Here is a 24,450-nt window from a genome sequence, read left to right as displayed (position 1 = left end):
AAGGGAGGAAACATGTCCGAGATAGAGCTTAGAAGCGTCGGCAAGAGCTACGGCAGTGTTGCCGTGCTCAACGACATCTCGCTGGAAATGGGCGACGGTGAATTCGTCGTGCTCGTCGGCCCCTCGGGCTGCGGCAAGTCTACGCTGTTGCGCATGATCGCCGGGCTGGAGGATATTTCAGCCGGCGAGATCACCATCGGCGGCAAGGTCGTCAACGACATGCCGGCCAAGGAGCGCGACATCGCCATGGTCTTCCAGTCCTACGCGCTCTATCCGCACATGAAGGTCGCAGAAAACATGAGCTTCGCCTTGAAGCTCGCCGGCGCGCCGAAAGCGGAGATCGAGAAGCGGGTGACCCAGGCGGCCGAAATCCTCGGCCTGGAAAAGCTGCTCGACCGCCTGCCGCGCGAACTCTCCGGCGGCCAGCGTCAGCGTGTCGCCATGGGTCGCGCCATCGTGCGCGACCCGCGCGCCTTCCTCTTCGACGAACCTCTGTCGAACCTCGATGCCAAGCTGCGCGTGAAGATGCGCAGCGAAATCAAGAAGCTGCACCAGCGGCTGCGTCGGACGATGGTCTACGTCACCCATGACCAGACCGAGGCCATGACCATGGCCGACAAGATCGTGGTCATGAACGGCGGAAAGATCGAGCAGGCGGGCGCCCCGCTCGACCTCTACAACGATCCCGCCAACCTCTTCGTCGCCGGCTTCATCGGCTCGCCGGAGATCAACCTGATCGAGGCGATCTCCGAGGGTGAGACGGCCTTGACCCGGGATGGCGTCTCCTTGCCGCTCGGGCGAAAGGTGGAGGCGGGCAAGCGGGTCGTCTGCGGCATTCGCCCGCAACACATCACGCTTGGAACAACGGGCCTGCCGGGCCGCATCAGCCTGGTCGAGCCGACCGGCGAGGACCAGGAAATCGTCGTCGACATGGGCGGCCAGGATATCACGGTCGTCGTCCACGGCGGCAAGCTGCTTGCAGCCGGTCAGGACGTGACGCTGACGATCGATGCAGACAAGGTTCTGCTCTTCGACAAGGACACCGGGGAGCGCCTTCGATGAGCGGATTTGCGAAGCGACAGTTCGATCCCGATGCCAAGGGACCGCTTGCAGGCGCGAGGGTCCTTGATCTTTCCCGGCTCGTTGCCGGCAACATGCTGTCGTTGCAACTGGCCGATGCCGGCGCCGACGTCATCAAGATCGAGCCGCCGGCAGGCGATCCGCTCCGCGACTGGAAGGACGATGGCCACTCGCTCTATTGGAAGACCTATAGCCGCAACAAGCGCTCCGTCGTTCTGAACCTCCGGCAGGAGGCGGCGATGACGGCGCTCTGGGCGCTGATCGATACGGCCGACGTCTTCATCGAGAACTTCCGGCCGGGAACGCTTGAGCGCATGGGGCTTTCGCCGGAAGCGCTGCACGACCGCAATCCCAACCTGATCATCGTGCGTATTTCCGGTTTCGGCCAGACGGGGCCTTACGCGCAGTTTCCGGGCTTTGGAACCATCATCGAAGGCATGAGCGGTTTTGCTTACCGTACCGGCTTTCCCGATCGCGAGCCCGTGCTGCCGCCGCTGGCGCTTGCCGACATGATCGCCGGTGTCTATGGCAGCTCGGCCACCGTGACCGCGCTGCTTGCGCGCGATCGCGGCTACGCAAAAGGGCAGGTTATCGACCTGTCGCTGCTGGAACCGATGTTCTCGGTGCTCGGGCCGGAGGCGGCGATCTATCAGACGACCGGCAAGATCAAGGAGCGCGTCGGCAGCGCCTCCAACACGGCCGCCCCACGCAACGTCTACCGCTGCCGCGACGGAAAGTATGTGGCACTGTCCGGATCGACGCCCCAGGTCGCACGGCGGATCTTCGAGATCATCGGCCGCGCCGACATGAACCAGGACCCGCGCTTTGCCACCAATTCGGAGCGCGTCAAAAACCGCGACCTGGTCGACGAGGCCGTTGGCGGTTGGTTTGCCCGGCATGACCATGACGAGGCGCTGAAGATCATGCGCGACGCCGGTGCGACGGTCGGGCCGATCTACAACATTGCAGACGCCGCGTCCGACCCCCATTTCGCCGAGCGCGAAATCATCGTCGATGTCGAGGACGCCGAGTTCGGCAGCCTGCCAATGCACAACATCGTTCCGCGGCTTTCCGAGACGCCGGGTGTCTGGCGGAGGCCTGCACCAGCGCTTGGGGAGCACACGGCCGAAGTTCTGGCTGAGGCGGGACTGGATAGCGGCGCGATCGCGACGATTGTCCAAGGGGAGGCCGCGTGAGGCTTCGCTCCCTTCTCTACGTCCCGGCCTCGTCCGAGACGTTCATCGCCAAGGCGCACGAGCGCGGCGCGGATGCGATCATCCTCGACCTGGAGGATTCCGTCGCCCTGGAGCAGAAGCAGGCCGCTAGGGATGGGCTGAAGGACGCCGTGGCGCAGGTGGGACGCGGTGGCGCGACCGTCTTCGTCCGCATCAATTCGGCGCCGGAACTGCGGATGGCGGATGCAGAGGCCGCCTGCCTTGCCGGCGCCTTCGGCGTCTATGTCGCGAAAGCCCGGTCGCCGCAGGAGCTAGAGGATATTGCAGCGCATCTGGAGCCGATTGAGCAGCGGATCGGCCGGCCGCCGGTCGCCTTCGTGCCGCTCCTTGAGGATGCAGGCGCCGTTCTCGATGCGCGCGCGATTGCGCGCGTCAGCCGTGTGACCGGCCTTGCCGCTGGCGGCGAAGACATCGCGACCAGCATGGGCGCAGAACCCCTGCCAGACGTCTTGCGCCTTCCGAAACTGATGGTCCACCTTGCTGCCAAGGCGGAAGGAAAGCTCTCCTTCGGGATGCTTCTGACGGTTGCCGATTACAGGCGGCTGGATGCCTTGAAGGCAGCCGCTCGTGAGGCGAAGGCCCACGGATTTGACGGCGCGAGCTGTGTCCACCCGTCCGTGGTCCCAGTGCTGAACGAGGCCTACGCGCCGAGCCCAGAACGGATCGCCTGGGCAAAGACCGTGATCGACGCAGCGAAGACGGCTCAGGCAGACGGTCGTGGCGCCTTTGCGCTCAACGGCGTCATGGTCGATGCGCCGATCATCGAGCGCGCGCGTCATATTCTCCAACAGGCAGGCGGCTGAGTCCGGCCTGGCGGAAACGCAGCCACGATCGTGCGGTCTGCTGTCTTGCGGTTGCACCTGTCGCCGAATGTGCAATGATCCTGAAATTGTACGACTTTAACCGGCTGAAAACGCGGGGCGCCTTTGTCGTCACGGCCCGTTTTCAGTGGCACTCCAGCATGCAGGGATTTCGAACAGCCTAGACACCCAGAAGGGAATGTGATCATGCGTAGACTTCTTGCGTACCTGACGATCGCTTCGTTCTTCTCAACTTCAGCCATTGCAGATCCTGCCATCCTGACTGCAAACGTGAATTTCAGGGTGGGGCCGGGAACCGGATTTGACGCGATGCGCGTGATCCCCCAGGGCGAGGAAGTCGACATCAAGGAATGCGATGCGGAAGCCTCCTGGTGTGCCGTGAGTTATGCCGGGGCAAACGGCTTCGTTGCCGGCAAGTATCTCAACCAGTCCGATGCCACCGCGCCGGCCTGGCCAAGGATGTTCACCACCGAGAAGGGCGCGACGATCACGCTCTTCCAGCCGCAGATCACGTCCTGGAAGGATTTCAAGGAGCTCGAAGCCCTTGTCGCCACCGAGCTCAAACCATCCGCCGACGCCAAGCCGATCTATGGCATCATCGGGCTTTCGGCCAAGACCGTGGCCGACGAGGCAACGGAAAACGTCACGCTGACGGATGTGCGCACCACGCGGCTCGATTTTTCCGCCCTGGACCGGCAACAGCTTGCGGACCTTGCGCTCGACATCGGCAAGCTTGTCCCGACCGATCCGATCGTCGTGTCGCAGCAACGCCTGGCGGCAAGCCTTGCGGACTTCCAGCGCCTCGCCGATATCCCCGATATCAAGGCCGATCCGCCGCCGATCTTTGTCAGTGAAACGCCGGCCATCCTGGTGCAGACGGACGGCAAGCCGGTGACGGCGCCGGTCAAGGGTGTCGAGGGCCTCTCCTTCGTGGTCAACACGAACTGGGATCTCTTCAAGCTGGATCAGTCGGCAGACTACTATCTGCGGAGCGAAAAGAACTGGCTGACGTCGAAGGCCCTGGAGAGCGGCTGGGTTGCGGCGGCATCGGTGCCGGACGTCTTTTCCAAGCTGCCGGAGATCGACAACTGGAAAGGGGTAAAGGCCGCCCTTCCGCCCACGCCCTTCAGCGATAATCAGCTTCCGAAGGTCTTCTATTCGGAGAAGCCTGCGGAGCTTCTGATCTTTGAGGGAAAACCGGCCCTCGAACCGATCGCGGGTACGGGGCTGGATTGGGTATCCAACACGACCAGCTCGGTGTTTTTCCATCGGGCCAGCAAGACGTGGTACACGCTTCTGTCCGGACGGTGGTTTTCATCAACGTCGCTCGAAGGTCCCTGGACCTTCGCCACGCCTGACCTGCCCGATGATTTCGTGAACCTGCCCGACGACGCCTCCTACTCGGCCGTGCGCGCGTCGGTCCCCGGCACGTCCGAAAGCGCAATGGCGCGTCTGCGGGCGAGCATTCCGAAGCTCGCTCGGGTTTCGACCGATGGATCGCTGAAGGTGGATGTGCACTACAATGGCGAGCCGAAGTTCGAGCCGATCGAAGGCACGTCGATGTTCTATGCCGTCAACGCCAACGAGCAGGTCATCAAGGTTGCGGACAAGTACTTCGTTCTGAAAGACGGTATCTGGTTCGTCGGTGATACGCCGACCGGGCCCTTTGCCGTTGCCCGCGCCGTTGCCGATGAGATCTACACGATCCCATCGTCTTCCCCGGTCTATAACGCGACCTATGTCCGCATCTACGACACGGAGCCGGATGCCATCTGGTACGGCTACACGCTCGGCTATCTCTACACCTACCTTGCCTGGGACACCGTCGTCTGGGGCTCGGGCTGGTATTATCCGCCCTATTGGGACTATTACGACGACGATTGGCCCTATTATCCGCCGCCGATCAGCTACGGGTTCGGCGCCTCATACAACCCGGCCTACGGTACGTTCGGGCGCTATGGCTACGCCTATGGTCCGGAAAGGGGCCTGGTCTTCGGCGCCGCCTATAACCCAGTCACGGGCACACGGTTCCGCGGCGGTGCGGTGGCGGGTCCCGGCGGCGAGCGCGGTTTCATTTCTGCCTACAATCCACGCACGGGCAACGCGATGGTCGCGCGGGGCGGGCAGAATGTCTACGGCTCGTGGGGCAGTGTAGCCGTCAAGCACGGTGGTGAGTTCGCGCGCATCAGCGGCGGATCGACCGGCAGTGCCGGCGGCCTGCGCTGGCGAAATTCGGAAGGCGACAAGGGCTTCATCGTCGGCAGCAAGGGCGGTGACGTCTATGCCGGCCGAGATGGCAGCGTCTATCGCCGTCAGGACGGCCAATGGCAGAAGCACACGCCGGATGGCTGGCAACCGGTTCAGCGGCCGAACGGGGAAAACCTGCGCAATGCCGCCCAAGGCGCGATATCCAACCGGCCCCAAGCCGCACAGCGTATCCAGAACCGGGCCGAGACGAGAACGACACCGCGCCGCAGCCCGCAGGTTCGCCAACGGGCGCCGGATCATCTGTCCTTCGATCGTGCCGGACGGCAATTCGGCAACCAGAACGAACTCAGCCGCAATTATGGGCGGCTCTATCAGGAGTCCGGCCGGAACTTCCAGAGCTTTGACCGTGGTGGCGGTTACAGCGGCGGCGGTTTCCAGGGTGGCAACCGCGGCAGCTTCCACGGAGGAGGCGGGCGCGGCGGTGGAGCTGCCTTCCGCGGCGGCGGTGGCGGGCGTGGCGGCGGCGGTCGCGGTCGCTGAGGAAACACGGCCGTTCCGGCACGTTTTCCCGAGCGGCCGCGATAGGCGCGGCAATGGCGGGTGCGGGGTCGCGCCTGCTCAGGCGAAGAACAGCGGCGTGATCATCGGATCGTCTGCCGGTGTGGCGCAGGCTTGGTGGTACGGCGGACCCGACCATCGAGCCTTCAGCGCTGACAATCGGTCCGGTATCAGCCGTCCGACCAGAAGCGCTCCTTGTTGAAGCTCTTGTCTTCCTTGCCGGCCGGGGACGCGCGTTTCGGAACGCGCGGCGTATCGTCGGCGCTTGCCACCGAAAGCTCCAGGTTCGCCGGAAGGGCCAGTCGCTCCAGCTCCTTGGCCGGCGCAAGCGCCCATTTGAAGAGCGCGGTGTCGCGAATTGTCCATTCGGCTTTTGCAGACGCCGGGCCGGTGAGGCTGCTTTCGCCTGCAGCCGGATGGCGCATCATGCCCACGCCAAGCGCGACTTTGAACGACGAGGAGGGAACGAAAGCCGAGACGTTCGTGGGAAGCGCGCGCTCAGGCGTGGGGGTGGGCGTAACGGTCGCGGCGGTCGCCGTGGCGCGCAGCGTCGGCAGCGGGACGCTGATCGCCGCAAGGTCGAAGAACGGCGACTTTTCGGCTGCCTCCTTCCGCATGGTCTGAAGCTCGAGGGCTTCTTCTCCGCGGCTCTTGCGGGTTGGAAGCATCGCGGTCAGCAGCGTGTTGTCGGAGGTCTCTCTGCCTTTGACTTTTGCCGGACCGGCGCTGTTTGCAGCGACGATCGAGGTTGCCTTGACCCGTCGCTTGTAGTCGGCCATCGCCTGGTCATAACCTGGCAAAGCCCCGCCGCTGGCGGGAAGATGGAGGGTCTTTCCGTTCGGGAAGACGCGGGCGAGTTCCTGCCGCGACATCCGCGGCCACGCCCGCACGTTTCCGACGTCGAGATGCACGAAGGGAGATCCTGACGTGGGGTAGTAGCCCACGCCGCCGACCTGCATCTGCATGGCGATTTCCCGCAGCCGGGTAAGCTTCACGCCCGGGATATAGAAATCCATCGCCTTACCCAGCATGTGCTGGCTGTTCTTGGCGACCCCGGTGCTGCGCGAGCGGCCGCGCAGCATGCTGTTGGTGGCCGGGGAACGGTAGGCCGAGACGACGTTGATGTAGTCCTTGCCACCGGCGCGCTGATAGACCTCCCAGACGAGATCGAGGAGACGCGGGTCCATGCGGGCAGGCTCGTTCCGGCGCCAGTCGCGCAGGAAACGGTTGATCTGCGCCAGCCCCTTCTGGTCGTATTTGCCGTCCCGTTTGAAGGTGATCGTCGCGCGCTCGCCGGTGTGCGTGAAGAATAGCTTAAGCGACCGGACTTCTGCCGACGCCGCCGTGCTGGTGAACGCCATGGCGGACGCTGCAAGGGCGGTGACTGCGGCCGCTCGTGCGGCCCACCGGGCGATACGCTTGACGCCGCTGACGACGGCAGGCGAGGCAGGTTCTGGATACGCAGTTACAGGATACTCAGACACAGCGGCTTCCGATTCAAACGAGGTACAATCCACCGGCGGTCACGACCGGCGGCTCGGCTCTTCAACGGAGATTATGGTCAACAAAGGATTAAGAAGCGGTTGATGCGATTGGACGTGTTTCCCGGTGACGCATTTTTGGGACGCGACTGGATTTCAGGGCCTCGGCTTGCCCATACCAGATCGGTCGCGTGAAGGTGTTGGGCCTTGTTTTCCGCAATCTATACATTAGTTACTATGAATGGATGAGTTGGTTGCACCGCGGTACTTGCATCGCCAAGGTGTCTCATGAAAAGCACGAAAGACGTCATTGCCGAACTGACCCGCGCCGCGCGCGATGTTCACATGCTGACGGAGGGCGAAAAGCTCCGTCTTGTCTCCCGGGCCTATGTCACGATCAAGGAAGGTTGGGAGCTGCTGGGGCAGCCCGATCGCATCGTGGAGTCAGCCGAAACGATGGACGTCATCCGCGCCGGCGGCATGCCGGTGCATCTCTACGACGACGAGATGCGGGCAATCCTCCAGGAGGCCGTCAAGGTCATCAAGCAGATCGAAGCGGCGATGGAAGCCAAAAATGCTCCAGCACCCGCGTCCGGCGAAGATACCAGCCAAGAGTCGTGAACGAGCCCGAAGCAATTCGAGCGATGGCCGCCGACCTCAATTCGTGCGGCGACGTTCTAATTGGCGGTTCGGTCAGATGGTCGCCGGGGATCTGATCCACGGCGCGCTACATCGCAATTCGATCGGACGTGAGGATCAGAATAATCGCCGGGCCCGCCAGGAAGGCGGCGAGAAAAAGGGCCGACAGGAACGAGCGCAGGAGGAAGCGCAGCAGGGGTCTGCGGGTCATCGGGCGGCCCGATACGCATTCCGCCGATTGACCGTTTGCAATTCCGTTCCGGAAGCGCACTCCGCTTTTGACGCCGTCATGCTTCCTTTTCCTTTCCGGTTCGTTGAAGGCCGCCCCTCTCGTGCAGATCTCGCGAGGGCGGCTCGACGCGTTTGCTAGGTGCCAACAATTGCAGCAATGTTACGCTCGGCCGCCCCGTGGTTTCCGTAATGCTGCTGTAATTCTTGCGGCAGATTCGGAAGGCCGAAGCCATGGGGTGCCGATGCGGATATTGCTGATCGAAGACGAGAGGGAACTGGCGGCGGCGCTGGCCGTGGCGCTCAGCAAATATGGCATCGTCATCGACCATACGACCCATCTCGCCGACGCAGCCGAGCTTGCCCGTCAGAACGACTACGGCGCTATTCTTCTCGACCGCCGCTTGCCCGACGGCGAAGGGCTCAGCTTCATCCCGCAATTGCGGCGCATTGGCCAGGACGCGCCGATCATCGTCTTGACGGCGCGCAACGAGCCGATGGAGCGGGTTGAAGGCCTCGACATCGGGGCGGACGACTATCTCGGCAAGCCCTTTCTCGTCGAGGAACTGATGGCACGCCTGCGCGCCGTGTTGCGCCGTCCCGCGGCACTCGCTGAACTTGAGATCAAGGTCGGGCGCATGGCGCTCGATCCGCTTAACCTCACCGTGACCGTCGATGACGTGAAGCTCGACGTCCCGAGGCGCGAACTCTTCGTGCTCCAGGCGCTTGCGAGGCGCCGGGACAAGACCGTTCTTCGCTCGACGCTCGAAGCTGCCGTCTACAACTACGAAGAAGAGATCCAGTCGAACGCGATCGACGCCCACATTTCAAGGCTGCGCAAGCGGCTGGCCGATGCTGGCGCCGGCGTCTCGATCCACAACATCCGTGGGGTCGGCTACCTGCTGAAGGAAGAGTGATGATGGGCCAGGCGGCAAGACGCAATCCATCGCTCTGGTGGCGGCTTAGCTGGCAGTTGAGCCTCGTGATCACCGCCGTCGTCGCCTCGGTGATCATTGGGCTCTGCATCTGGGCAACCACGATCATGTCGCCGAACACGGCGATGGAAGGGACGGTCGTCTCGGTCGTGTCCGGTGCCGTAGGCCGGGGCAGCGATGGTGCAATGCAGCTTTCGGAGACCGAAGACCTGGCGGCGCTCAAGGCACAAAACGGTGCCTTGTGGTTCGTGGTCGCGACCACCAGTGGTGCCTTCGCCTCCTATGGCTCTATTCCGCCTGCCTATGCCGCATTGCCTCAGGTAATCCACCTGTTCGACGAAGCCGATATCAGGGGAGCCGCAACCACCCGCGAGATTGCGACGATCGAAAACGCGAAGACGCCGGCCGGCGAAGTGCGGATCCTGTTTGGCGGCGTGGCGGACAAGGGTTGGGGTGCCCTGGCTCTTTTGGCGAAGGCCTATCCGATCTACCTGTCTTTGATCGCCAGTGCGCTTCCGGCGATTTTTCTTGCTGTTCCCCATATCGTCGGTCGCGCGCTGGCGACGGTGAGCGAGGTTGCCGACGAAGCATCGCGGATCGATCCGCGCCGCCACGGGACGCGCCTGCCGCTCGCAGGTATCCCGAACGAGGTCGCCCCGGTTCTGGTCGCCTTTAACGGCGCACTCGAGCGCCTCGAAGACGAGGCCAGGAAGCGACGGCGCTTTCTGGTCGATGCGGCCCACGAACTGCGAACCCCCATTGCGATCATGCAGACGCGCATCGACGGCATGGCGGAGGGCCGGGAGCGAACGCGCCTGATGGACGACGTTGCCCGGCTCGCAGAAACGGCGGAGCAGCTTCTGGATTTCGAGCGCAACGACCAGGCGCTCGTTCTGGACGAGCCGATGGATCTGGTCGATATCGCGCGATCGGCCGTCGCCGATCTCGCCCCGCTGGCGATCGCGGGAGGTTATCAGGTGTCATTCCACAGTGACGTGGAGACGCTTGCGCGAAAGGGCAATCCACCTGCCGTGCTGCGCGCGGTCACCAACCTCGTCCGAAACGCGATCGATCACGGCGGCAATGCCGGCCGGATTGCCGTCTCCGTCTCAAGCGATGGGCGCGTCGAGGTTTCCGACGAGGGACCTGGCATACCTGCCGAGCATCAGGAACTCGTTTTCGAGCCGTTTTACAGGGCTTCTCCCAAAGAAACGGGCGCGGGTCTTGGTTTGAGCCTCGTAAAGCAGGTGGTTTCCAACCACGGGGGCCGCGTCAGCCTCACGAGTACAGCGAACGGAACCAAGGTTGCCGTCCACCTCTGATCGGCGACAGGCTTCCACACTGTGTCAGCGTCACCCTTGCGCCCGGGCCCTTCGCCACGACAGCTTTTCCGGGTGACAGCTCGAACCAGCTTGTAATTCTGTAGCAATTGTCCATCCCCAAGGTCGCCGTTGCATGTCAACGGAGATCATGGAACGTGCTAAAACAATATTTTATTCAATCTCTTAATAGGGTTTCTTCAGTACTCGTCCCGGCCCGCGCGGTGGGCCTGGCAGGACTACTCTCGGTGGCCCTGGCCGGATGCCAATCGGTTCCGCTGAAGGAGGCGGGGACGCTGACCTCCTATAGCAAGCTCGGCCCGTCGAAAGGCATGGTGGCGAAGAAACGCCTCTATGTCGACGGACAACGCCTGGCCGGCGTAAGAACCATCCGCATCGCGCCGACGATGTTTTCCTCTGCCGCCGCCTCCAAGATCAAGTCCGGTGCCGATCGCGACCTGGTCTCGAACTCTCTCGACCGCGCGCTCTGCGTCGCGCTCAGCGACAGATATCAGATGGTTTCCGCCGATCAGCCTGCTGATCTGACGGTTCGCTCCGTGGTCGCCGATATTGTTCCGACAGACAAGGCGCTCGCAGGGGTCTCGACGGCAGTGACCGTTGGCACCGGGTTCGTGCTCCCCGTCAGCGTGCCGCGATTGCCTGTAGGCCTCGGGGGCCTGGCCGTCGAGGCCGAAGCTGTCGATGCCGGTGGCGCGCAAAGCGCTGCGATGCTTTGGGCGAGGGGGGCGAATTCGATCCTCGACAAGCCCCGTGTTTCCGAAGTCGGCGACGCCTATAGCTTTGCGACGAAATTCGCCAACGAATTTTCTCAGGTGCTGATTTCCGGCAAGGAACCGAAGGCCTTGGATATCTCGCTGCCAACCCGGCAGCGCGTGCAGTCCTGGTTGGGTGGCAAACCCAAATATGCCGCATGCGATGCCTTCGGGCGGGCGCCGGGCCTTGTCGGCGCTATCGCAGCCAAATATGGCGCACCGCCTCAATGGACCGACAAGAAGCCGAAAGCCGGGGCGGAGCAGGTGCTCAACCCTCCCATTGCCCGGTAGCTTGCCGCCGGCGCTCCCTACTTCACGCCGCCATGGGCAAGCCCGCTCACGAGGTAGCGTTGCATGAACAGCGCGACCAGATAAACCGGCGCGATGCCCGCCAGGGAAGCGGCTGCCATCTGGCCGAAATTCACCAGCCGGTCGCCCTGGAAGAGCGAGATGCCGACCGGCAAGGTCCGCGTGGCGTCGGAGAAGGTGAAGGCGGAAGCAAACAGGAACTCGTTGTAGGACAAGACCGTGACGATGATGAAGGTTGCGACGATCCCCGGCGCGATGATCGGCACGACGATCTGCAGCAGCGTGCGCAACGGACCGGCGCCGTCCATCGCCGCTGCCTGCTCGATTTCGATCGGCATGCGACGCAGGAACGGCATCAGCAACCAGAAGGCGACGGGCACGTTGGCGAAACCGTAAATGAGAACAAGCCCGGCGCGCGTATCGAGCAGTCCGGTTGTCTTCAGCAGGAAAAACAGCGGGATCAGCGCCACGATCGGCGGGGCCATGTAGCTCGAGAGCGTAACGTCCGACAGCCACTTGCCACCGATCTTCAGCCGCAGGACGGCATAGGCCGACGGCAGCGCCAGTGCGATGGTGACCAGGCCCGAGACCAGCGACACGATCACGGAATTCAGAATGAACCCGAGGATGTTGGCCGCGTCGAAGGCTGCCGGCCAGTTCGCGAGCGTCGGCGTCGTCGGCCAGAAGCGGCCGTTGAGCACGTCGTCCTTCGTCTTCAAGGAAACCGCGATGAGGTAGAGGAAGGGCAGGGCAAAGAAGCTGACGACCGGCGCTGCCGCAAGCCCGAGCCATAGATGTCGCGCGGCGGGTTTCATAGTTCGCGCCTTTCGAAGTGCTGGTGCAGTCGCACGACGGGCAAGGTCACAAGTCCGATGACCAACGCGTAGATCATCGTCTCGGCTGCGGCGCGGCCGACGTCGAACTGTTCGATCGCCCGCCGATAGATGGCAAAGCCGGCCGATGTCGTCGCGAAGCCGGGCCCGCCGAAGGTCAGGATGTAGACGAGGTCGAAGAGTTTGAACGACAAAATAAGCTTCAGCAGATAGATCGACGAAAGCGGTGCGGCGACCAGCGGCAGGGTGATGTGCCAGAAACGCTGCCAGCCATTGGCCCCGTCCACCATCGCCGCCTCGTGAACGCTCTCAGGCACCGTGGAAAGGGCCGCAAAACAGAGAATGACGATGAAGGGCGTCCATTGCCAGAGATCCGCTACGCCGATTGCCAGCCAGGCGAGCGTCGGGTGGCCGAGAAAGGAAATCGGCTCGGAGATCACGCCGTAGGTAATCAGGGTGCCGTTCAAGAGCCCGCCTGCCGGCGCGAAGATCAGCTTCCAGGCGATGCCGACCATGACCGGCGGGGTCATCAGCGGCAACAGCACGAGGCTCATCAGGAAGCGGCCGGCCTTCAACAGGGACGTAAAAAGCAGCGCGATCAGGAAGCCGAGTGCAAGCTGTACCAGCGAGGTGGCAAGCGCATAGGCGACGCTTCTGCCGATGGCTGCAAGGAAGATCGGATCCTGAAGCGCCGTTGCAAAGTGCTTGATTCCGACGAAGCCGCGGAACGGCTTTCCGAGCGTGCTCTTGCTGAGGGCAAGCGCCAACAGAAAGACGGTCGGGTAGAGCGTCGTGACGACCAGCGCGACGAGGACCGGCGCGATCCAGGCAAGCCGACCGAGACGCGCCCGAAGGGCGTGGCTGCGCGCGGCGACACCGGCCGCACCGGCGGGTTCCAGCACCTCGACGGCAAAGGCGGTCATGCAGCCTCGGCCAGATCCGGGCGCGTCGGCCCGCTGCCGGCCCGGGTGGCAAGCAGCATATCCTCAATATCGTCGAGGTCGCGGGGGGTGAGGTCAAGGGTTGCGGCATCGATCCAGCCGTCGATCTGTAGCGGTTCGCGCGCGCCGATGATGGCTCCGGTAACGCCGGGCCAGGAAATCGCCCACGCGGCGGCGACCGCAGCGACGGTCGTTTCGTGTCGCGCGGCAATCGGCCTCAAGCCTTCGGTGAAGGCGAGGTTGCGGTGAAGCGCTTCGCCTGAAAATTCCTCGTCGCGCGATCGCCAGTCGTCCTGCGGAAGGGCCCGAGCGCGCGCCGGCGTAAAGGCGCCGGTGAGCAGGCCCGATTGCAGCGGGCTGTAGGCGATGACGCCGCTGCCATGCGCCTGCACCCAGGGCAGCTCTGCTCTGGCGAACTGGCGCTTGATCGCCGAAAAGGGTGGTTGCACGACATCGACGGGCGCGACCGTTGCCGCGCGCTCGAGAAGCGCCCGATCGTGGTTCGAAAGCCCGATGGCCCTAACCTTGCCCTCTTTCTTCAATTCGGCAAACGTCGCCCAGTAGTCCTCGACCGGCGTGCCGTCATTGGCAGGCCAGTGCACCTGGTAGAGGTCGATGACGTCGACGCCGAGCCGCTTCAAGGAAGCCTCCAACTCGCGGCGAATGGACTGGGCATTGCCGATGCGAGCCGGAAGGGCGTTGCGGTTGTCCGGGTCCCAGATCAGCCCCGCCTTGGTGAAGATCAACGGACGTTCGGATCGCGGGATGGTCGAGAGAGCCTCGCGCACGATCTGTTCGGAATGGCCGAGGCCATAGACGGGTGCCGTGTCGATCCAGTTGATGCCCCGCTCGACCGCATGGCGGATGGCGGCAATCGACCGGGTATCGTCCTGGCTTCCCCATCCCCATCCCCAATCGGGGCCACCGATGGCCCAGGCGCCGAAGCCAACGGGCGTGATGTCGAAATCGGTTCGGCCGAGCCTGCGCTTCGGCAAGGATCTTGCGCTCATGGTCTTTTGCCTCGTTGAAAGAAAGTGGCGGGGCGGCGCCGGGAGGAAGCGCCACCCCGCAAGCAATCAGCCGTTGGTCTCGATGATTTCGGTCCAGGCCTGGTGGGCGTCGGCGATCGCCTGTTCCGCGTTTTTGGTGCCGGCGAGCGCCAGGGCCAGTTCGTCGGTCAATGCATTTTCGAGTTTCGGCGCGTAGACGGCGGTTGGCCAGGCCAGGCTGTTTTCCAATGCGCCATCATCGAGTAGCGGTTGCACCAGCGGCTGGAAGTCCTTGAACTTCTGCGATTTCAGCCCCGATTGGCGGTCCGGGTCGATGCCCGATCCGGTGAGCGCCAGAAGCTCCTGGTGGTAGTCCTTGCCGGTCGCAAACTTGATCAGATCCCAGGCGGCATCCTTGTTCTTCGATCCGCTGGTGATCGCAAAGCCAAAGCCGGCATTGAAGGCGAGGCGGGGTGTCTTGTTGCTGCCGCCGACGGGAATGCGCGCCACGCCCCACTTGTCGACAATCTTCGAGCCCTTGGGATCCTGCGCATAGCCGCCGAGATCAGTCCAGAAGTCGATCTGCGCCGCCTTGCCGTTGAGAAAGGCTGGCAGCCCCTCTTCGAAGCGGGTTTCGAGTGGGGTCGGCAGCGCGTGGGGTGCCGACGCAAGAAGCGACTTCAGAGCCTCGACCGCCTCCGTGCTGTCGAGCGCCGAGGTGCCGTCCGCTTTCAGGAAGTTGCCGCCGAAGCCGGTGAGCCGGTTGGCGTAGGTGGACAGAATGATGACCGGGATCTTCGCGCCCAGAACCGCCGCACCATAGATCCCGTTCTTCGATTCCGCCTCGGTAATCACCCGAGCGTTCTCGTTGTATTCGTCCCAGGTGGCCGGCGCCTTCAGGCCGTAGCGGTCAAACAGCTCGCGGTTATAGAAAAGCAGATGGCTGTCACCGTCATAGGGCAAGCCATAACGGCGGCCGTCATGCAGCGTGTACTGGTCGTAGATGGTCTGGATGAAGTCTTCCGGCTGGATCTCGGCCTTGTCGCGCTCGATGAGATCGGTGACGTCCTCGATCACGCCATCGTCGGCCAGCTGCCCCTTGTAGGTATAGAAATAGTCGATGACGTCGAACTGGTTGGCGCCCGACTGCACGTCCAGCGTTGCCTTGACGCTGACCTGGTCGTAGGGCACCGCCGTGACGTTGACCTTGGCTCCGGTCAGTTTTTCGAAATCCTCGGCGATCTTCTTGCCCGTCACGACGTGCGGCTGGATGATCAGGAGATTGACCGTGCGGCCGGCATATTTGGTACCGGATGCAAGCGCCGTCGAGGAGGCAAGCGGCGCGACGAAGGGCAGGGCGCCGGCAGCGGCGAGCGTTTTCAGCACACTGCGGCGGCGATACGCCTGGCTGAAAATGGAACTGTGCATGGGATCCTCCGTCGAAATCTGGGCTTAGCCAGCGTTATCATCCTCGCGGGCGGAGCGGGTCCGGCTCACGTGTTGCCAGCATCATGGGCGAGAAGTCCCGATGATTACACATATAGTCTATGTGTTTTATGTATTATTGTGGAATGATTTTGCTGCTCTCTCCCCGTAGCTGGAGTAGGAATTTCTTCGAGAGATTGTCCGGCCCGCTGGAGCCGGGACGACAGCCGTCCCGGTCCACGCCGGCGGAAAGAGTGCGATCCGCTCGCCAAGCCTCCGATGGTCCATCAGCCTTGGCCAATGGCTGGACGTTGCGCTTTCAACACGAGCAGAATCCCGAGGGACGGCAGTATGCCCGCCAGGAGCAGGTTGGTGCCGAGATCGAACTGATCGACAATGCGCCCACCGGCAAAGGATCCGACGGCAATGGCGATGTTGAAGATCGCGACGAACAGCGCCGTTGCGACTTCGACGTCGGAGGGTGCCGACTTCATCATCCAGGTTTGCAAGGCGACCGAGACGCCGCCATAGGCGATGCCCCACAAGATGAGGACGATGATACCGCCAAGAGGCGAGTGTCCGAAGAGGGCAAAACCGAAGAGGACGGCGGCAAGAGCTGTGGCAATGCACAGCAAGGTCGCGCCGGTGCGCCTGGCGGCGACGGGGCCGGCAACAAAGTTTCCGCCGATCCCGGCCGCTCCATAGGCAAACAGCATGAGCCCGACCCATTCTGTGCCGATGCCGGAAACAACTTCCAGAAGCGGACGTATGAAGGTGTAGGCCATAAAATGCCCTGCAACGAACAGGAACGTGATGGCCAGACCAAGCTGGATCCGGCGGTTCGAGAGCTGATTGCCGAACTGGCCGAGCCGGACGGACTGATGGACAGGCAGAGCAGGCAAGGCGCAGAGATTGACCACGAGCACGATCCCGCAAAAGACCGCCATCGCGGCAAACGCGAAGCGCCAGCCCGCCGCATCACCGATCATGGCCCCGACCGGGACGCCAAGAACCGACGCTGCCGCAACGCCACCAAAAATGATCGCCGTTGCGACGCCAACCGACCGGCCCGGCACCAGCCGTGGCGCAAGGCCGCCGGCAACGGCCCAGATGCCGCCCATGCAAAAGCCGACAAGGATGCGCGCCGCCAGAAGCAAGCCGATGGTGTTGGCGAGCGCCGAAACGATGTTCGCAACAACGAGCAGCAGCAGAAGCGTGGTCAGGATGCGCCTTCTGTCGATCCTGCCGGCCACGAGCACCACGGTCAGCGCAAAGAGTGCGGCAAGCAGTGCCGGCAGCGAGAGCGTCAGGCCGGCGGTCCCCATCGACGTTTGAAGGTCGTCTGCGATCGGCGTCATCAATCCGACGGGCAGCATTTCGGTCGTTACGACACAGAAGGTCGCCAGGCTGGCGGCATAGACCGGCAGCCAATTTTCCCTCTTTGTGCCTTCCTTCAACTGCAGACCGTCGGTTTCTTCCTGGAGTTTCATTCGCTTGCCTCGTTCATTCGGGGGCGTGCCGCGATGTGGCGCCGCGCCCATCCCATGTCCCGTTGCCGGGACGTTGCGAGGCATTGTTTACTGTTTCCGAAAGTTGGATAAACTGTCGTGCCATGGAAACAAAAGGGACGATTCGTCCCCAATAGGATCTTGCGATGCTGGACCATCTCGGCGATGTGCGCGCCTTTGTTCGGGTCGCCGACGACCAGAGCTTCACCTTGGCGGCCGAGCGGCTCGGTCTTTCCCGTTCGGCGGTCGGCAAATGCGTCGCGCGTCTTGAAGACAATATGGCAACGCGGCTCATTCATAGGACGACCCGCAGCGTCAGCCTCACCGAAGAGGGCCGGCTCTTTTACGAGCATGCGATCAGGATCCTGTCGGAAGTGGACGACGCGGAGTCCGCCCTGGCACAACGGCACCAGGCGCCAACAGGGCGCCTTCGCATCGACGTGCCGATCGCCCTCGGCAGGCTGCATATCCTGCCCGTTCTCCAGCGCTTCCTGAACAGCTGGCCCGAGGTGGACGCGGAGGTCTCGTTTTCGGATGAGTATCGCGACATCGTCGGCGACGGCATCGACGTTGCCGTTCGTATCGGCGGGCCGACCGACAGTCGCCTCGTGCGGCGGGTCCTGGCCTCGCACCGGCTCATAACCTGCGCTGCGCCTGACTATTTGCAGCAACGCGGAACGCCGCGCACGATCGACGAGCTGACGCGCCACGACAGGATCGGCTTCAAGCACGCAAGCGGACCAGTGCCGTGGCACTACAAGGTGGGCGGCGAAGACCGGGACGTCGGCGTTCAGGGAAACTTGCGTCTCGGAAACACCGAAGCCATTCGCGATGCTTGCCTCGCCGGAATGGGTGTTGCGCAACTGGGCGCATTCCTGGTGGGCCGCGACATCAGGGAAGGAAGGCTTGTGCCCTTACTCGAAGAATTCGAGCGCGACGAGCCGCCGGTTTGCGTCGTCTATCCGACGCGAAAGCATGTTTCTCCAAAAGTCCGCCTTTTCATCGAGGCCATTCGGGCGGAATGGGCGGCCGGTGCGCCCTGGGCATAACTCCGGACGCCGTCCTGCCTTCGGCTTTGCGGCTCGCAACTTGTGAGCCGCAATCGCGCGCACTACCTGTGAGGCGTGAAAAGCGGCCGCCGCAACGGCATGTCCTTGAGGTGATGATGAAACTGCCCCCGCAAGCCGGCGCTCCGTCTGCAAGCAATCCCGACGTGTTCGACGCTTCCTGCTCGGCCCGGCACGCGCTCGAACTGATATCGACGAAATGGGCGATCCTCATCATGTCTGCGCTTGCGGCGGGTCCGATGCGCAATGGTGCGTTGCTGCGCAAGGTCGAAGGCATTTCGCAGAAGATGCTGACCCAGACGCTGAAGGACCTCGAGCGCAACGGGTTGGTGCAGCGTCACGATCAGCAGACGAACCCGCCGCATGTGGAATACAGCCTGAGCGCTGTCGGCCTGTCTCTCAGCGAGACGCTGATCAGCCTCGACCGATGGGCGGAGCGGAACTTTCCGGAGCTGGACCGCTTCAGGGAAAAATACGATACGGCCGCGAGCGAAGCAAAGGCAGCCAGGCGGCGCAAGATTCGCTTGCCGTAGCGGAAGGATATTGCGCGCCGCGCAAGGCGGCTCACGCCCAGACGCGACCCGATCGGGGCGTGTCGATCTGGTAGTCGGAGGTGTGAGCGCTGAAGAAGGTCCGGCCGAAGTGGCGCGCTCGCGCGACCGGGTCGCTCGGATCGCGGTGTATGTCGCTGCGTGCGTTGCCATGGCCGTGCACCACGCCAACGAAGGTCGAGCGCGTGTAGCGGCTGAATTCCTGGAACTGATGCTGCGGACCGGACGAAACGGTGGGGTAGGTCTCTTCCGAGCTGAGGACGAGGCCGATCCGTTTTCCGGTCATCTGCGCGACCACGGACGCCGATTGCGGATGCGACGCAGCGACGTAGCAGAACATTCGATCGAAGAACGCCTTCAACTGCGCAGAGACGCCATACCAGTAGATCGGGCTTGCGGCGATGAAGCCGTCGGCGGGTAGGTAGGAACCGAAGAACGCCCGCCGGAAACCGTCGTCGATTCCGCACTCGCCATCGGGCATGCGACATTGGCGACAGTCTCGAAGCAGCCCCGACAGGATGTCGTCGGCGCGCACCGTCTCGACTTCGTGGCCCGCCTCGCGCAGGCCTTCGGCGACGGCATTCGCCATTGTCGCCGAGTTTCCGTCGCGTCGCGGGCTGGAGCAGAGAACCATTGCCTTCATCGATATCATCCTCAAACTGCGGGTAACCTGGAAAGTGAAACTCCAGGGCTTTGCTGCAGGCGTATCGGGCACAGGGGCCGCCTTACAAGTACGCACCTTAGGGTGCCTATGTCGCGGGCACTCCCGCTCTTCCGCTATTCGGTTCGTGCCGATGCTAGGCCCGGCCTCCGCGTGAAAGCGGGGCAAAGGCGGTCGCCTTGATTTCCACCAAGCCGCCCTCCGGGTTCAATTCCGCGACGGCCAGTTCGACACATGCCGGGTAGGGCGCCGGGAAAAATTCGTCCCGGACCTCGGCGATCGTGGCGAGCTGCCCGCCCTTGTCGAGCGCCAGCCGATCGCTGCCGAACACATGGAACATCTGCAATTCCACAACATCGCCAAGACCCGCCTGAGACGCTTCCAACAGTTGCTCCATGAGCGTGAACGCATGTCGCAGTTCGGTGCGGAATTGCTCGGCATCCATCGGCGTCGGCTGCCGGTTGCAGGCGACAATGCCCGACAGAAAGACGAAGTCTCCGGCGCGACGCGCCGGGGCGTAGTGGAATTGATCGACATCGTCCTTGAGCACGGCAGGCACGACGACCTGGCCTGTTGTTGTCGCATGGGTGTGAATGGTGACGATGTTTTGATCCTTCATGGTTTTCTCTTTCAGGATTGTTTGTGGGGTGTGCGCCTTACGGTCGTCCGTTATGAGAGCGCGGCCATCGATGGGGCGATGAGGGCCTGCAATTCGTCCCTTGTGGCGCCGTCGCGCGCCTGCATCGAGAGGCCCTGCATGATCGTGGCGTAGTACCTGGCCAAAGCCTGGACGTCGGCCGATGGCGGCAGATCACCCTCGGCGACGCCGCGCCGCAGCCGGACAAGAATATGGTTTTCGGTCTCCTTGCGAATCTGTCTGAGAAGGTCGCGCAGCGGCAGGGAGTCGGTCTGGCAATTGACCACGCCGAGGATCAGCAGGCAGCCCCCCGATTGTGGCGCGCCGAGAGCCGCGTCGATGCTGGTTGATAGCATCGCAACGATCGCCTCGCGGGCCGTCTTACCGGCATCGAGTGCGCGCCGGGTGCCCGAACCGACGGTTTCGACATAAAGATCGACCGCCTCGCGAAAGGCTGCGTCTTTTGAGCCGAACGCGGCATAAAAGCTCGGAGGCGTGATCCCGAGCGCGGCAGTCAGATCGTTGAGCTGCGTCGCCTCATAGCCCTTCGACCAGAACACTTCCATGATCAGGCGAAGCGCGTGATCGCGGTCAAAACTTCGCGGTCGTCCGCGGATCGCCATGATGTCCGTCCGTCGTGATTTATGTAGTAAGATTTATATAAATAGCCCTGCGCGGGAAACAAGCGGATGCGCGGATTTTATGTAGTCAGGATTATGGAATTCAAGCTTGAGCAAATGGCACGAAGGGGCCGCGGATGCGAGCGGGGTCGCCGCGTTCGCCCATGGGGCTCAATTCAGGCCCAGGATCTCGCGCAGGTTCACATTCTCGCCATCGGACTGGGTGTCCAGCGAGGCTTTCAGTTGGCCTATCCGCTCGCGGACAAGGGCAAGCGCGCCTGCCGCATCTCCATCCGTCAGGCGCGCGAGGATCTGCCGGGAGTAATCCGACTGCCTGCCTGCCGGTTGCACGCTCTGGTGAAGCGAAAGTGCGAGCGCGAGGCAGGAGGCGTTTCGTTCCCATTCTCGGGCAAGCGTCCCGTTGCCATGAACCAGGCAAAGCAGGCTTCCAAACTCGATGTCGAACCGGCGCAGAAGCCGGAAATCATGGGCTGCCTCGGCCTTTTCTTCCGCCTTGGCGTGTTGCGCGATCCGGTCGAACTGGGAGGCGGCGATGGATGCGTGGTTCGCCGCGATTTTCTGGACGACGAATGTCTGCAGCGCCTCGCTCATTTCAAGCATCTCGAAAGCCGATTGCAGCGATGGGGATGCGACGTAGGCGCCCTTGTTGGGCGGCAGGAACACCAGCCCGTCCTGTTCCATGATCATGAGAACTTTGCGCATGACCGTGCGGCTGATCCCGTAGATGTCACACATCACGAGCTCTTCCAGCTTGACCCCTGGCTTCAGCTTGCGGTCGATAATGGCATTCCAAAGGTCAACGTGGATCTTCGCCTCGATGCCACTCAAGGATGCACTTTGCATCAATGCGGCATCTTCGCTCTGCAAGGCGGGAGAGAGGTAGTTGAACTTTGGCATCCGGGACCCGATTTCCGTAAGGCGTTCGATAAGCTTTACATGGTTCAGCAGCAGCAAATCAATCGTTGTCGGATGTATTGCGCCAAACTGTATCGATGGATTCCGATTGCGAGATGGGAGGAAGACTATCCCGGTGGCGCGGTTTCGGATCGAGTGAACGGGCCAAACACGGGAAGCCTTGCTGAAAGGTCCACGAAAATATGCCCGCAACCGATACAGATTGCGGGCATATTGTCTTCAATCAATCTCTTCCGTTAGAAGCTACGCTGCAGGCGGACGAAGCCCGACACGTAGTCGTCGTTCTTGGGCTTGCTGCCCTTGAAGGTGTCGTTGTAGTCGACCTTGACGTAATTTACGGTTGTACGGACATCAAGACCTTCGGTGATCTTGTAGTCTGCCGTGACGCCGACCTTCCAGGCATTGCCGTTGCCAAAGCTTTCGTTGGGCGATGCAGCGCCTCTCCAGGCCGCGTTGAAGAGAACGTTCCGGCGCAGATCGCCGAAATACTGAGCGCCGGGCGTGATCGCCAGCCTGTCGGTGACGTTGAGGCGATAGGAGGCCGCAACGCTCCACTTGGACGTGGACCAGTAGGAGTTCGGGTCCGACGACCAGACGGCAAAGCCCTGGAGCACGCCCGGGCCGAGATCCGCCGACACCAGGCCGCGGATGGCGCCCTGCTTCACCTCGGTGTCGTAACCGCCGAGCAGGTCGAAGGATGCGCCGCCGAGCGAGACCGAAACGATGCCTTCGACGCCAACCCCGTTGTTCTTCGAGGTTAGGCCTTCGAGCTCGTCGATGGCGATACCTGCCTGGAACGCGCCGGCGTCATAGGTGTAGGAGATCGAGTTGAAGACGGTCGTGTCGTTACCGCTGATGTCGGTCTCGCCGTTCAGACCCTTGTCCCACCAGCTGGCGAAGTGGCCAGCACGCAAGCCCGCGAGCTGGATGTAGGCTTCGTCGAGCTTGAAGTTGTTGTGGGCGTCGTTGTCGGTATCGGCCTGAATGGCGATGTAGCTGGTGAGCGCGCCGTATTCCGTATCGTTCTTCGCCTCGAGGATCAGCTGCGCGCGGGCAAAAGCATCCCAGTCTGAAGTCGACTGCTTGCCTTCCCAGCGACCAGCGCTTTCGCGCGGACCGAAGTTCGTCTGGAAGCGTACATAACCGCCGATACGCAGGCAGGTTTCGGTTCCGGGAATGTAGAAGAAGCCGGTGCCGAATGCGTCGCAGACACGGACGTATTCCGTCGGCTCCGGTTCGGCCGCGATGATTGCGTCTGCCGCCTGGACGCTGGACGTCGCCGCGATCGCGGCAGCCGATCCCAAAAGTATGCTTTTCATCGTCATGGGAAAATCCCTCTCATTGTTCGATCAGGCAAGACGGCCGCATCACCCGATGTGGATCCGCGACCTACTTGCTTCGCGCTGTGGTTGTTGGCGCCACCCGATCTTCGGCTGGCCAGCGCGTGCAATCGGGTATCACGATTTTCCCGAAAGTGAATTCATAAAATTTATAATCTCAATTCAAAATTACAGCATGATCGATCCATATTGCAAAATTGCTACATATTAGCATTTCGCCAGACTGAATTCCGTTGGTGGGGCGTTTGCTTTCATGGTTGCTATAATCTGAATTGAGATTCATATTTTTATGTATTGACTTTGAATCGTGCGGTGTTAGAAAAACGCTGCCTTGAGAAGAAGGCGATCTCCAAGTGGTCAACGCCGCCAGTCCATCCCTGCGACTGGCGGCGTTCGCTTTTGGCTCCGCGGCAACGCGAATCGTCTCGCCTCGGCACGTTGCTGGAGCGGCGCAAGCGGGCGGCAGGGAACGGGCTCTGGCCATCGCCCGACGCTGCAGATCGACGAGGGCGGGCAACAAGCGCTGCCGGAAAGATGGCGTCCGGTTTCCGCAACGGTTGTGCCGGTTCCAATCGGAAAGCTTCGGGATCGGGCAGGCGTTGTGCTGGTGGAGCGCGAACGCGCGGACACGACTGCAACCGCAGCCGTGTGGGCAGAAGCCGCCTTTTTCAGCCCAGGCGGGCTACGGCCATTCGGGCATGCTCATAAGGACTGTAGCACTCGGATCCCTGCAGGCGCGCGACGATGGCTATGGGATCCCAGATCGGCTTCGTTTGCGCCGTGAAAAGATCGGCAGACAGATGATGATCCTGTGCCTTGAAGTGGCCGTCGCGGACGCCGTTCTCGATGATACCTCCGACGATGCCCTGAAGCCGTCGGAGATGTTTGCGGGAGACCGGTCGATCGATGGCGAGAAGCAGGGCTTCGCGGCGAGGCGATGCGGCCGTCAACACGTGCAGGCTCAGGAAGTGCAGGCTGAGGCGGTGCTGGTCGAGAAGGTGGTCGACGAGCTTGTCCGGCGCTTCGACCGGTCGGCGCGCGTTCGCCGTTGCAACGGCAATCCGTTCTTTCAGCACTCTGAGGATGACGGCATCAAGGTGGTGTCCGGCGGTCAAGGTATTGATGGAGAGCACGCTCGAGATCCCGAATGGTGGCTCTTTACGAGCCTCTGCTGCACATGTCCGGGATCGCAGGGATCCCGACCGTCTGCATGCCATGACCCTACGGCGATGGAGAGATGCCGTGCCGATTGCCAATACTTGGCGAAGCGGCTTGCGGATCGAGTTGCAGTCCGCAACGCAGCTGAAGCTGGAGGTTCATCCTTGACCAATGCATAGCTGGATGGCTATGTGTCGT

The 24,450-nt window shown here is 62.5% G+C and carries 23 protein-coding genes; 10 read left to right on the top strand and 13 right to left on the bottom strand.

The features are described 5' to 3' along the window. Positions 1-12 precede the first annotated feature (12 nt). The 4 genes from L981_RS04545 to L981_RS04530 all read left to right on the top strand — a co-directional run bounded on the left by L981_RS04545 (position 13) and on the right by L981_RS04530 (position 5,884). Complete coding sequence (locus tag L981_RS04545) at positions 13-1,062, top strand: ABC transporter ATP-binding protein (protein WP_043612127.1); 1,050 nt, start codon at positions 13-15, stop codon at positions 1,060-1,062. Further along, entirely contained in the window at positions 1,059-2,276 is a 1,218-nt protein-coding gene (locus L981_RS04540; protein WP_043612124.1) for a CaiB/BaiF CoA-transferase family protein, read from the top strand. The genes L981_RS04545 and L981_RS04540 overlap by 4 nt, the downstream gene beginning before the upstream one ends. Continuing rightward, positions 2,273-3,118 (top strand): CoA ester lyase, encoded by an 846-nt coding sequence (locus L981_RS04535; RefSeq protein WP_043612122.1) that lies wholly within the window; start codon positions 2,273-2,275, stop codon positions 3,116-3,118. The genes L981_RS04540 and L981_RS04535 overlap by 4 nt, the downstream gene beginning before the upstream one ends. 204 nt (positions 3,119-3,322) lie before the next feature. Further along, positions 3,323-5,884 (top strand): SH3 domain-containing protein, encoded by a 2,562-nt coding sequence (locus L981_RS04530; protein WP_043612120.1) that lies wholly within the window; start codon positions 3,323-3,325, stop codon positions 5,882-5,884. A 188-nt stretch (positions 5,885-6,072) separates the two neighbouring features. On the opposite strand, the gene L981_RS04525 is transcribed toward L981_RS04530, so the two are convergent. Further along, entirely contained in the window at positions 6,073-7,386 is a 1,314-nt protein-coding gene (locus L981_RS04525; protein ID WP_245281569.1) for a DUF882 domain-containing protein, read from the bottom strand. A gap of 285 nt (positions 7,387-7,671) precedes the next feature. On the opposite strand from L981_RS04525, the gene L981_RS04520 reads away from it, so the two are divergent. Then, positions 7,672-8,004, top strand: coding sequence for a hypothetical protein (locus L981_RS04520; RefSeq protein WP_043612118.1), 333 nt, complete (start codon positions 7,672-7,674; stop codon positions 8,002-8,004). A 106-nt stretch (positions 8,005-8,110) separates the two neighbouring features. Here L981_RS04520 and L981_RS35750 read toward each other — a convergent pair whose 3' ends face one another. Then, on the bottom strand, positions 8,111-8,233 hold the full coding sequence (locus L981_RS35750; protein ID WP_256364273.1) for a hypothetical protein: 123 nt from the start codon (positions 8,231-8,233) through the stop codon (positions 8,111-8,113). Positions 8,234-8,495: 262 nt separating this feature from the next. On the opposite strand from L981_RS35750, the gene L981_RS04510 reads away from it, so the two are divergent. The 3 genes from L981_RS04510 to L981_RS04500 all read left to right on the top strand — a co-directional run bounded on the left by L981_RS04510 (position 8,496) and on the right by L981_RS04500 (position 11,568). Next, entirely contained in the window at positions 8,496-9,167 is a 672-nt protein-coding gene (locus tag L981_RS04510; RefSeq protein WP_043612112.1) for a response regulator transcription factor, read from the top strand. Next, positions 9,167-10,507, top strand: coding sequence for a sensor histidine kinase (locus L981_RS04505; protein ID WP_371258823.1), 1,341 nt, complete (start codon positions 9,167-9,169; stop codon positions 10,505-10,507). The genes L981_RS04510 and L981_RS04505 overlap by 1 nt, the downstream gene beginning before the upstream one ends. A gap of 155 nt (positions 10,508-10,662) precedes the next feature. Next, entirely contained in the window at positions 10,663-11,568 is a 906-nt protein-coding gene (locus L981_RS04500; RefSeq protein WP_371258825.1) for a DUF3313 domain-containing protein, read from the top strand. A gap of 17 nt (positions 11,569-11,585) precedes the next feature. Here L981_RS04500 and L981_RS04495 read toward each other — a convergent pair whose 3' ends face one another. The 5 genes from L981_RS04495 to L981_RS04475 all read right to left on the bottom strand — a co-directional run bounded on the left by L981_RS04495 (position 11,586) and on the right by L981_RS04475 (position 17,264). Further along, complete coding sequence (locus tag L981_RS04495; protein ID WP_043612107.1) at positions 11,586-12,401, bottom strand: carbohydrate ABC transporter permease; 816 nt, start codon at positions 12,399-12,401, stop codon at positions 11,586-11,588. After that, complete coding sequence (locus L981_RS04490; protein ID WP_082005888.1) at positions 12,398-13,342, bottom strand: carbohydrate ABC transporter permease; 945 nt, start codon at positions 13,340-13,342, stop codon at positions 12,398-12,400. The genes L981_RS04495 and L981_RS04490 overlap by 4 nt, the downstream gene beginning before the upstream one ends. Beyond that, a complete protein-coding gene (locus L981_RS04485; protein WP_043612104.1) occupies positions 13,339-14,370 on the bottom strand; it encodes an aldo/keto reductase in 1,032 nt (343 codons plus the stop codon). Before L981_RS04485 ends, L981_RS04490 begins: the two co-directional genes overlap by 4 nt. A gap of 66 nt (positions 14,371-14,436) precedes the next feature. Next, on the bottom strand, positions 14,437-15,777 hold the full coding sequence (locus L981_RS04480) for a sugar ABC transporter substrate-binding protein (RefSeq protein ID WP_043612103.1): 1,341 nt from the start codon (positions 15,775-15,777) through the stop codon (positions 14,437-14,439). 284 nt (positions 15,778-16,061) lie between these two features. Next, on the bottom strand, positions 16,062-17,264 hold the full coding sequence (locus L981_RS04475; RefSeq protein ID WP_082005887.1) for an MFS transporter: 1,203 nt from the start codon (positions 17,262-17,264) through the stop codon (positions 16,062-16,064). A gap of 164 nt (positions 17,265-17,428) precedes the next feature. Between L981_RS04475 and L981_RS04470 the strand changes: the two genes are divergently transcribed. Both L981_RS04470 and L981_RS04465 read left to right on the top strand, forming a co-directional pair. Beyond that, entirely contained in the window at positions 17,429-18,331 is a 903-nt protein-coding gene (locus tag L981_RS04470; protein ID WP_043612101.1) for a LysR family transcriptional regulator, read from the top strand. A 116-nt stretch (positions 18,332-18,447) separates the two neighbouring features. Further along, positions 18,448-18,882, top strand: coding sequence for a helix-turn-helix domain-containing protein (locus tag L981_RS04465; RefSeq protein ID WP_052201593.1), 435 nt, complete (start codon positions 18,448-18,450; stop codon positions 18,880-18,882). 31 nt (positions 18,883-18,913) lie between these two features. Here the strand turns inward: L981_RS04465 and L981_RS04460 are convergent, their stop codons facing one another. From L981_RS04460 to L981_RS04435, 6 genes are all read right to left on the bottom strand, one after another. Next, entirely contained in the window at positions 18,914-19,543 is a 630-nt protein-coding gene (locus L981_RS04460) for a flavodoxin family protein (RefSeq protein WP_043612099.1), read from the bottom strand. Positions 19,544-19,697: 154 nt separating this feature from the next. Further along, the gene (locus L981_RS04455) at positions 19,698-20,180 is read right to left on the bottom strand and encodes a Rid family hydrolase (RefSeq protein ID WP_052201587.1); all 483 of its coding nucleotides are present in this window, start codon (positions 20,178-20,180) and stop codon (positions 19,698-19,700) included. Positions 20,181-20,230: 50 nt separating this feature from the next. Beyond that, complete coding sequence (locus L981_RS04450) at positions 20,231-20,821, bottom strand: TetR/AcrR family transcriptional regulator (RefSeq protein ID WP_043612097.1); 591 nt, start codon at positions 20,819-20,821, stop codon at positions 20,231-20,233. Between the two features lie 168 nt (positions 20,822-20,989). Continuing rightward, a complete protein-coding gene (locus tag L981_RS04445) occupies positions 20,990-21,793 on the bottom strand; it encodes a GntR family transcriptional regulator (protein WP_043612094.1) in 804 nt (267 codons plus the stop codon). 197 nt (positions 21,794-21,990) lie between these two features. After that, positions 21,991-23,079, bottom strand: a complete 1,089-nt coding sequence (locus L981_RS04440; protein ID WP_043612092.1) for a porin — start codon at positions 23,077-23,079, stop codon at positions 21,991-21,993. A gap of 683 nt (positions 23,080-23,762) precedes the next feature. Further along, positions 23,763-24,227 (bottom strand): hypothetical protein, encoded by a 465-nt coding sequence (locus L981_RS04435; RefSeq protein WP_043612090.1) that lies wholly within the window; start codon positions 24,225-24,227, stop codon positions 23,763-23,765. Between the last annotated feature and the right edge of the window lie 223 nt (positions 24,228-24,450).

The organism is Ensifer sp. ZNC0028 (assembly GCF_000799055.1).
Taxonomy (GTDB): domain Bacteria; phylum Pseudomonadota; class Alphaproteobacteria; order Rhizobiales; family Rhizobiaceae; genus Ensifer.
This window is presented reverse-complemented; position numbering and strand designations above follow the sequence as displayed.

What these genes read in the sequence shown, in the direction of transcription:
- L981_RS04440 (WP_043612092.1), bottom strand. Translation starts at nt 23,079, where the DNA reads ATGACGATGAAAAGCATACTTTTGGGATCGGCTGCCGCGATCGCGGCG.
- L981_RS04545 (WP_043612127.1), top strand. Translation starts at nt 13, where the DNA reads ATGTCCGAGATAGAGCTTAGAAGCGTCGGCAAGAGCTACGGCAGTGTT.
- L981_RS04495 (WP_043612107.1), bottom strand. Translation starts at nt 12,401, where the DNA reads ATGAAACCCGCCGCGCGACATCTATGGCTCGGGCTTGCGGCAGCGCCG.
- L981_RS04520 (WP_043612118.1), top strand. Translation starts at nt 7,672, where the DNA reads ATGAAAAGCACGAAAGACGTCATTGCCGAACTGACCCGCGCCGCGCGC.
- L981_RS04490 (WP_082005888.1), bottom strand. Translation starts at nt 13,342, where the DNA reads ATGACCGCCTTTGCCGTCGAGGTGCTGGAACCCGCCGGTGCGGCCGGT.
- L981_RS04450 (WP_043612097.1), bottom strand. Translation starts at nt 20,821, where the DNA reads ATGGCGATCCGCGGACGACCGCGAAGTTTTGACCGCGATCACGCGCTT.
- L981_RS04485 (WP_043612104.1), bottom strand. Translation starts at nt 14,370, where the DNA reads ATGAGCGCAAGATCCTTGCCGAAGCGCAGGCTCGGCCGAACCGATTTC.
- L981_RS04455 (WP_052201587.1), bottom strand. Translation starts at nt 20,180, where the DNA reads ATGAAGGATCAAAACATCGTCACCATTCACACCCATGCGACAACAACA.
- L981_RS04480 (WP_043612103.1), bottom strand. Translation starts at nt 15,777, where the DNA reads ATGCACAGTTCCATTTTCAGCCAGGCGTATCGCCGCCGCAGTGTGCTG.
- L981_RS04540 (WP_043612124.1), top strand. Translation starts at nt 1,059, where the DNA reads ATGAGCGGATTTGCGAAGCGACAGTTCGATCCCGATGCCAAGGGACCG.
- L981_RS04470 (WP_043612101.1), top strand. Translation starts at nt 17,429, where the DNA reads ATGCTGGACCATCTCGGCGATGTGCGCGCCTTTGTTCGGGTCGCCGAC.
- L981_RS04530 (WP_043612120.1), top strand. Translation starts at nt 3,323, where the DNA reads ATGCGTAGACTTCTTGCGTACCTGACGATCGCTTCGTTCTTCTCAACT.
- L981_RS04465 (WP_052201593.1), top strand. Translation starts at nt 18,448, where the DNA reads ATGAAACTGCCCCCGCAAGCCGGCGCTCCGTCTGCAAGCAATCCCGAC.
- L981_RS35750 (WP_256364273.1), bottom strand. Translation starts at nt 8,233, where the DNA reads ATGACCCGCAGACCCCTGCTGCGCTTCCTCCTGCGCTCGTTCCTGTCG.
- L981_RS04510 (WP_043612112.1), top strand. Translation starts at nt 8,496, where the DNA reads ATGCGGATATTGCTGATCGAAGACGAGAGGGAACTGGCGGCGGCGCTG.
- L981_RS04475 (WP_082005887.1), bottom strand. Translation starts at nt 17,264, where the DNA reads ATGAAACTCCAGGAAGAAACCGACGGTCTGCAGTTGAAGGAAGGCACA.
- L981_RS04460 (WP_043612099.1), bottom strand. Translation starts at nt 19,543, where the DNA reads ATGAAGGCAATGGTTCTCTGCTCCAGCCCGCGACGCGACGGAAACTCG.
- L981_RS04505 (WP_371258823.1), top strand. Translation starts at nt 9,167, where the DNA reads ATGATGGGCCAGGCGGCAAGACGCAATCCATCGCTCTGGTGGCGGCTT.